Genomic DNA, 6,281 nt, shown 5'->3' on the forward strand with positions numbered 1-6,281 from the left:
GGGCAAAGCAAGGCGCATCGGGTTTCCCTCCGAGACGCAAAATATAGTTAGAGCTTCGCATGCGACCCGGCCGACGGCTAGGAGTCCGGTCGGTTCTGTTGATGTAGCTCAATGGTCCCATCCGGTTCGGGTCAAACCGTCGGGCCATGGGCGATCCTGACGATCCACCTGCAGGCAAAGACCTGTCGGAGCCAAAGCCTTCACGCTTGGAAGAGGCCCGACGCGTAATTGCGGAGTACGCGGACGACTTGCGAGAGATCATCAAGCGGCTCCGTCGCCGCATGAATTGATGCCGCGGCATGCCTCACTGGGGCGCGCGCAGACCGGGGGAAGTCAGCCACGCATTCATGTGAGAGGCAACGTCCATCTGGCGGGCCTGACGAAGAACTTGTTCGCGCAGCCTCCCTGGTGGGAGCAACTTGGCTTGCTGGCGCAAGCTCGTTGCTTTCTGGTCAAGACGGTATTCGAGACTTGAGTTTTCTTTGAAACGGCGACGCTGCATGTCGCTTCTCCGCTGCTCGAGAGGGCGGGAGCGCAACTGGCGTTCTCATCACCGATAAAAGCCATGGGCCGTGCGGTGATGGAACCAATGGAACAATTTCAGCACCAAAATTGCTGGTCAATACTGCTCACACGCCAAAAAAATAACGTGTCGTTAGTAAATCAAATTGGGGCAATCGCGAGAACGTTCCGTTTAGGCCACTAGGCACGCGACCGAAGCCCCGCCCGTGGCACCGATTAGAGTCCCGTGAAGATTGCCCCAAGATTGAGCGGGCCGTGCGCGAGGATGACGACAGAGCCCGCCGCGACCGAAATGCCGAATAAACCGGCCCGAATTGATGAAATTGTCAGATTCAGAAAAAGCCCGGCGCGCGGGGTCATCGCGCGCCGGGCTCGATCAGGGYCGCCCCCCGCGGCCCCGCGTTCGTCCGGGAGGCAGTCGCGGACGAATTCTAAGCTTTGCCGATTTCCTCAAAGGACGCCACCAGTCGCTCGAAATCGGCCGCCGATAACGTCAGCTTGACGGTGTCGCTGCCCCGGACCTGCGTGCAACTCAGCGGCGCCGGCTGCATCGCGCCCTTTTCCGGGGCCATGTTGCAGTAATTGTTGCAGCGATCGTCGCCGGGCGTGCAGCGGCCCGGCAAGCCGGTGTCGCGGCCGGCATAGCCGCAGACATACTCACCCTCGAATTGCTCGGGATCGCCGCGCACATGGACGGACACCGTCCCATCATCCTCGCGCGTGAAGTTGAGATAGCCCGGATAATCAGGCCGCGGAACGCAAAAAGGCATTTGCTCACAGCTCGGTCTCCTTTCGATTTGCAGGATTCACGCGTATGCCGCCGTCACACTGCCGACCAGGACGGCCGCGACGATCGCCGCCACGACCGCGGCGCCGGCAAGCCAGCCTGCGGCCGAGATCGAGCGCTGCCGCCGCGCCTCGGCGATCGCCGCGAACAGCGACAGCAGCGCGATGACGATCGCGAGCGCGACCAGGAGCTTGATCGCGGCCGTGCCGAATAGGGCCTGGTCAAGCGGATGGCGCAGGATCTGCGGTTCGAGCTTCATTTCAATGTCACCTGGAAAAAATGCGAGGCGATCCACAACGCTGCCGCGCCGCCGCCGCTGCCAAACACAAGCCAGTAGAACCAGCGTCCGGCCGTCAGCGCGCCGACCGCCTTGAATTTGGCGACCTCAACGGCATCGACGATCGGCTTCATGTCGGCGATGTCGGAGATTGCCGCCTTGACCAAGCCCTCGAGCGTGCGGAAGTCGTCGACGACGCGGTCGATCTTTTGATGCATGTCGCGGCGGCCGATCGAGGCTTTTTCGTCCTGGTCGCGCCACTGCCGCGTCAGCGTATCGACCGAGGCGACGAGGCCGCCGATCGTCTGCGCCATCTTGAGCAGCGCGGCTTGGGTTGATTCTGCCTCGGTCATTATTTCCCCTCGCCGTAGCTCTGCCGCACGCCGTCGTACCAGGCGCGTCCGGCCTCGAGGCGGCGGTTCGCCTCTTTCAGCGCGTCGCGCGTGCGCGCCATGCGCTCGCGCGCGTCGTCACTCAGTTTTGCGGAGGGATCGCCCACGGGACTGAGCAGGCGCGCCGGGGCTGCCGGCAACTCCCGGTGCAGCGGCGCAGACGCCGGATTTGATGCGCATCCCGCGCAGATCGTCACAAGTGAGAGCGCAAGCGTTAGGCTTGCCGCCCGCGCTGAGCGCCGCCGTCCGTTTCTCGAGATCCTCGACATAGGCATCGGTCCCCGCCCTTTCCTGCTCTGCCTGTTGCTGGATTGTTGCCGCGCGCAGCGCCTCGTCGCCGGCGGCGCGCCTGGCCGCATCGAGGTCGGCACGCATCGCCGCGAGCTGCGCCTCGAGCGCCTTCTCGCGCCAGGCGCCGTCCGCGGCCGCATAGCCCGCGTTGTAGAGATGGACGCCGGCGCCGATCGCGCTGCCGCCGAGGATCAGCGCAACGATTGCGGCAAACACCGCACCAGCCCAGAACGGCGACAGCTTGACGCCGACAAGCCCGGCCAGCCGGACGATGATGGGGATGATCGCGCTCACGTGTTTTTCCCCGCACGGTAGTCGGCAACGCGCTTGGCCTCGATCTTGTCGGCGAACTTCCAGACCAGCACGCCGAGGCCGGCGAGGAGCGCGAGCACGACGACGCCCGCGACCAGACCGGCGACCATCTGCGGCGTCAGGCCGAGGCCGCCGACCGCTTCCTTGGCGCCGGAGACCGCCGTGGCCTTGTCGGTGATCCAGGCCAGCACGCCGGCGCCGCCGAGGCCGCCGCCGGTGCCGAACATTCTGCCGGCCCAGCCCTTGACCTGGTCGGTGATGGCGATGGTCTGCACGCCCTGCTCGCGCAGATCCTGCGTCGTCGCACCGGCCCTGACCTCCGAGACCTGGCGCGGCTCGGCGCGCGCCATCGCGGCGAGCAGATCGTCGTCGATCGAGGGCTTGAGCGGCAGATCATGCTCATGCCGAAACGCCAGGATTGCCGCCTCGGTCCGCCCTTTCGGCACCAGCTGGCCGTCGACCGCGCCGGCGTCGTAATAGCCCAGCTCGCGCAGCCGGGTCTGGACCTGGACGACGACGTCCGGATCCGGCGCCGGCGGCGTCACCTCGAGTCGGGCGTGCTGGTCGGGATGGTGCTCGGCCAAACCCTTTTCGAACAGCCGCGCCTCGGTCTCGCGCCGCGCGTAGAGCCCGGAGGTTTTCGGCCACAGCCGCTGCATCGAGCGGATCTGGCCGGGGATACGGGCAAGATCGCCGGAGGCGACGCAGGCGCGGATCTCGCGCATCTCGGCGTAGCGCGGCCCGGCCTTGATGAAGCCCGCCGCGTCGCGGTTGAACGCGATCGACCACAGCACGCCCTTGCAGTCCGGACCGAGGGCGCCGGCGCCGGGACAGTAGCGCTCCAGGATGGCGAGATAGCGCGGCAGGTCGTGATTGGCGAAGACGTCGAGCGCGACATCCCAGGGAATGTCAACCTGCCCGCGCGTCGCGCGCGAATAGGCCGCCGCCGCCTCGCCGCGCTTGCCTGAGGCGCCGAGCAGGATCTTGAGCATGCCGGGCTCGACTTTGTCGCCCCAGTCGGCCGAGATCTGCGCGCGGGTCTGCGTGCCGAAATCGTAACCGATGCCGCCGGTCGGGCCGCTCTGCTCGCCGGGATATTCGAGCACGCGGCGATATCTGCGCTCATAGGCGGCCTGGCTCGTCACCTCGGCGGCGACGACGAGATCGAACGCGGCACGCGAAATGCCATGCAGGTCGAGCATGTGGTTAGACTTTCGGTTGAGATGGGGAAATGCAGCCCGGATGGGTTGTTCGACGAGCAGTTGCAGTGATACGGTCCCCACAACTTAAAAAGCTGGGGATTTTCCAAGGTGGCAATTGCCCGTTTTGCAAGCGCCCGCTCGCCCCTAGAGCGGATCGCAACTCAATATGAAGATGCACGTTTCCTGATGCGCTGCATCCGCTATCGGTTCAGAACAGAACGCCTTCAACTCAAGACGCTTGCGAACCTCAGATTGCGTGGCGCTACGGTTCTCGATGTTGGTGCCAACAAGGGCATCTATTCCTTTTGGCTCGCGCGCGCGGTCGGATCTGAAGGAAAGGTCCTCGCCTTTGATCCGCAACCCGAGATGATCGAGTATATTGAGGCGCGACGGGGACGGTTCGGATGGAGCAACGTCGCGACGTTGAACGTGGCGCTTTCGAATAACCAGCGCGTCGCAAAACTTTCGCGGAAGAGAGCCGGAGACGGAAGCGCGTCGTTGTCGAGAGCGATTGGCGAGACCATCTCGGTCCAGACCAGAGAACTCGACAGCTTCCGCGACATCTCAAACCTGAAGTTCATCAAGTGCGACGTCGAGGGTCACGAGCTAAACGTCTTTCTCGGAGCAGAGCAGACAATCCGAAAATTTCGCCCGGTCGTCCAGTTTGAGGCAACCGCTCCAGAAGGTGCCCGGCTGTTCGAATTCTTTCGAGCCTTAGGATATTCGGGAGTCATGTTTCTCGGAGACCGCTACCTGCCCTGCTCAAACCCGGAGCAAGTACCGCATTACAAGTTCGGTTTGGGTGGTCACCGAGACTTCCTGTTTTTCCCTCCCGAAGCTCTCGAAAACATCATTCCCGTGGGCATCTTCAGCCAATTTCCTAAAACACTCGCATGATGTAGTTGCAGACGATCGTGGGCTGGACGATCGCGTGGGCACCGCCGCCACCAGTGTTCTGAATGCTGATGCCTGTCGTCGCACCGGACGTGCTGATCTGCTGTGTATCGATGTACGGAGCCGAACCGCCAGAACTTGGTTTCTGATCTCTGTTGTTCGGCGAGAAATACAAGTGGGAGTGCCCTGGATCAGTAACACCATGACCATGAGATGGCATCTCCGCCGTCGTCAACACGTGACTCTCCGCACCTCCGACTGCGCCGAGCTGAGACGAGTTGCCACCGAAATRGGTCGAGGTCAGACGGCTCGGCGCGCTCGCCTTCATCACCGAGACGCGCTCCGTCTTGTCCGGCAGATTGAACGTGGTCGAGCCGTCACCGACGCCATAGGTGGTCCCGATCAGCGCGAAGAGGCCGGCGTAAGTCGCCCTGGAAATCGGCTGCCCCGTCGGGAACGCGAACGCGCTGCTCGGCGTGGTCGGCCCCCAATAATCGAGGCCGGCCCCGAGCGGGACGTTGTAGGGGTCGCCGAAGAACCCGTGCAGATAGAAAATTCCGTTGGTGCCGTCATAGCGCGCGGTGTACGGCGTTCCCGCGATCAGGACGCCGGCGTAGAGCTCTCGCGTCGGCTCGGCGCGGAGCGCCTTGGCCCCTAGGCCATCGACGTTGAGCGAGACATGGGGCGATCCGAGCCCATTGGTCACATGCGGCGTGAATGCGATGATGTTGCCGTCGAGCTCGGCGAGCGTGTTGTACTTCCGGTAGGAGGCGACCGTGTATGCCGTCGACGTGCCGCCGGTGACGATCGCGCCGGCGATGTCCTCGCGGAACATCGAAGTCGAGGCCAGCGGCGAGGCCATGACTTCCTTAGAGCCGGCACCGAAGGTGCCCTTGGTCTCCTCGACGGTGGTCAGCGTCAGCTGGTTGGCCGCGCTGTAGGTGGCAACGCCGCTCCAGAACGCGACGCCGGGCTCGACGATCGTGACATAGGTCTGATCGCCGACCGCCATGAACGAGGCAAAATTGTTGTAGGAGCCATCGGCGGCGCCGGCGAGCGCCAGCGGCCCGCCGCCCGACGTGGTCGAGATCTCGAGAATGCGCGCACGGGGACGAACGAAGGTCATGCAAAGCGTCCTTTCAGCCGACGCAGGCGGTTGTCGTGATGCCGTATTGCGCCGACGCCGTGCCGCTGCCCAGCGTGCGGATGCCAAAGTCGGCGTAGTGATAGCCCTCGGTCAGTCTTGTGTTGACGCTCGGACTGACAGGGCACCGGTTCGACGTCGAAGCCAGGTTGCCGTCACACGGCGTACCCGCCACCGTTCCATCGATCATCACTGCGATGCCAACAGCCCCGTTGTTCACGGTATTGGTGAGCGTGCCCGTTGCGGTCGCCAGCACGACGTCGGTCGTCCAGCACAAGAATTCGATCTTGCTGGGCGTCTTTTCGACATAGCCGCTGGTGGTCTCCGTCGACGTGCTGTCGGTCGCGCCGAGCAAATCGCGACGGTCCCGGTTGAACCACGAAATGACAAAACGCTGCGTGGCGGTGTCGACGAACGCCGGCCCGGTGATGACCCTCGCAAATCCGACCAGGGTGCGGGT

Annotated in this window: 10 protein-coding genes; 1 reads left to right on the plus strand and 9 read right to left on the minus strand. The window is 63.9% G+C overall.

Annotation, left to right across the window (positions count from 1 at the left end):
- Positions 1 to 304: 304 nt before the first annotated feature.
- The 7 genes from ACXJL8_RS30595 to ACXJL8_RS30625 form a co-directional block, all read right to left on the minus strand.
- Entirely contained in the window at positions 305 to 502 is a 198-nt protein-coding gene (locus ACXJL8_RS30595; protein ID WP_456686129.1) for a hypothetical protein, read from the minus strand.
- Positions 503 to 953: 451 nt separating this feature from the next.
- Positions 954 to 1,292, minus strand: coding sequence for a hypothetical protein (locus tag ACXJL8_RS30600; RefSeq protein WP_456622127.1), 339 nt, complete (start codon positions 1,290 to 1,292; stop codon positions 954 to 956).
- A gap of 36 nt (positions 1,293 to 1,328) precedes the next feature.
- Positions 1,329 to 1,568, minus strand: coding sequence for a hypothetical protein (locus ACXJL8_RS30605; RefSeq protein ID WP_456622128.1), 240 nt, complete (start codon positions 1,566 to 1,568; stop codon positions 1,329 to 1,331).
- Complete coding sequence (locus ACXJL8_RS30610; protein ID WP_456622129.1) at positions 1,565 to 1,939, minus strand: DUF1515 family protein; 375 nt, start codon at positions 1,937 to 1,939, stop codon at positions 1,565 to 1,567. The genes ACXJL8_RS30605 and ACXJL8_RS30610 overlap by 4 nt, the downstream gene beginning before the upstream one ends.
- On the minus strand, positions 1,939 to 2,085 hold the full coding sequence (locus ACXJL8_RS30615) for a hypothetical protein (protein ID WP_456622130.1): 147 nt from the start codon (positions 2,083 to 2,085) through the stop codon (positions 1,939 to 1,941). The genes ACXJL8_RS30610 and ACXJL8_RS30615 overlap by 1 nt, the downstream gene beginning before the upstream one ends.
- On the minus strand, positions 2,057 to 2,563 hold the full coding sequence (locus ACXJL8_RS30620) for a protease IV (protein ID WP_456622131.1): 507 nt from the start codon (positions 2,561 to 2,563) through the stop codon (positions 2,057 to 2,059). The genes ACXJL8_RS30615 and ACXJL8_RS30620 overlap by 29 nt, the downstream gene beginning before the upstream one ends.
- Positions 2,560 to 3,783, minus strand: coding sequence for a peptidoglycan-binding protein (locus ACXJL8_RS30625; protein ID WP_456622132.1), 1,224 nt, complete (start codon positions 3,781 to 3,783; stop codon positions 2,560 to 2,562). The genes ACXJL8_RS30620 and ACXJL8_RS30625 overlap by 4 nt, the downstream gene beginning before the upstream one ends.
- Positions 3,784 to 3,891: 108 nt before the next feature.
- Between ACXJL8_RS30625 and ACXJL8_RS30630 the strand changes: the two genes are divergently transcribed.
- The gene (locus tag ACXJL8_RS30630) at positions 3,892 to 4,680 is read left to right on the plus strand and encodes an FkbM family methyltransferase (protein WP_456622133.1); all 789 of its coding nucleotides are present in this window, start codon (positions 3,892 to 3,894) and stop codon (positions 4,678 to 4,680) included.
- On the opposite strand, the gene ACXJL8_RS30635 is transcribed toward ACXJL8_RS30630, so the two are convergent.
- A complete protein-coding gene (locus ACXJL8_RS30635) occupies positions 4,664 to 5,803 on the minus strand; it encodes a phage tail protein (RefSeq protein WP_456686130.1) in 1,140 nt (379 codons plus the stop codon). The two genes, ACXJL8_RS30630 and ACXJL8_RS30635, sit on opposite strands and share 17 nt — an antisense overlap.
- 13 nt (positions 5,804 to 5,816) lie before the next feature.
- On the minus strand, positions 5,817 to 6,281 hold a 465-nt coding region (locus ACXJL8_RS30640), incomplete at its 5' end, for a hypothetical protein (RefSeq protein ID WP_456686131.1).

The organism is Bradyrhizobium sp. P5_C11_2, from assembly GCF_054049755.1.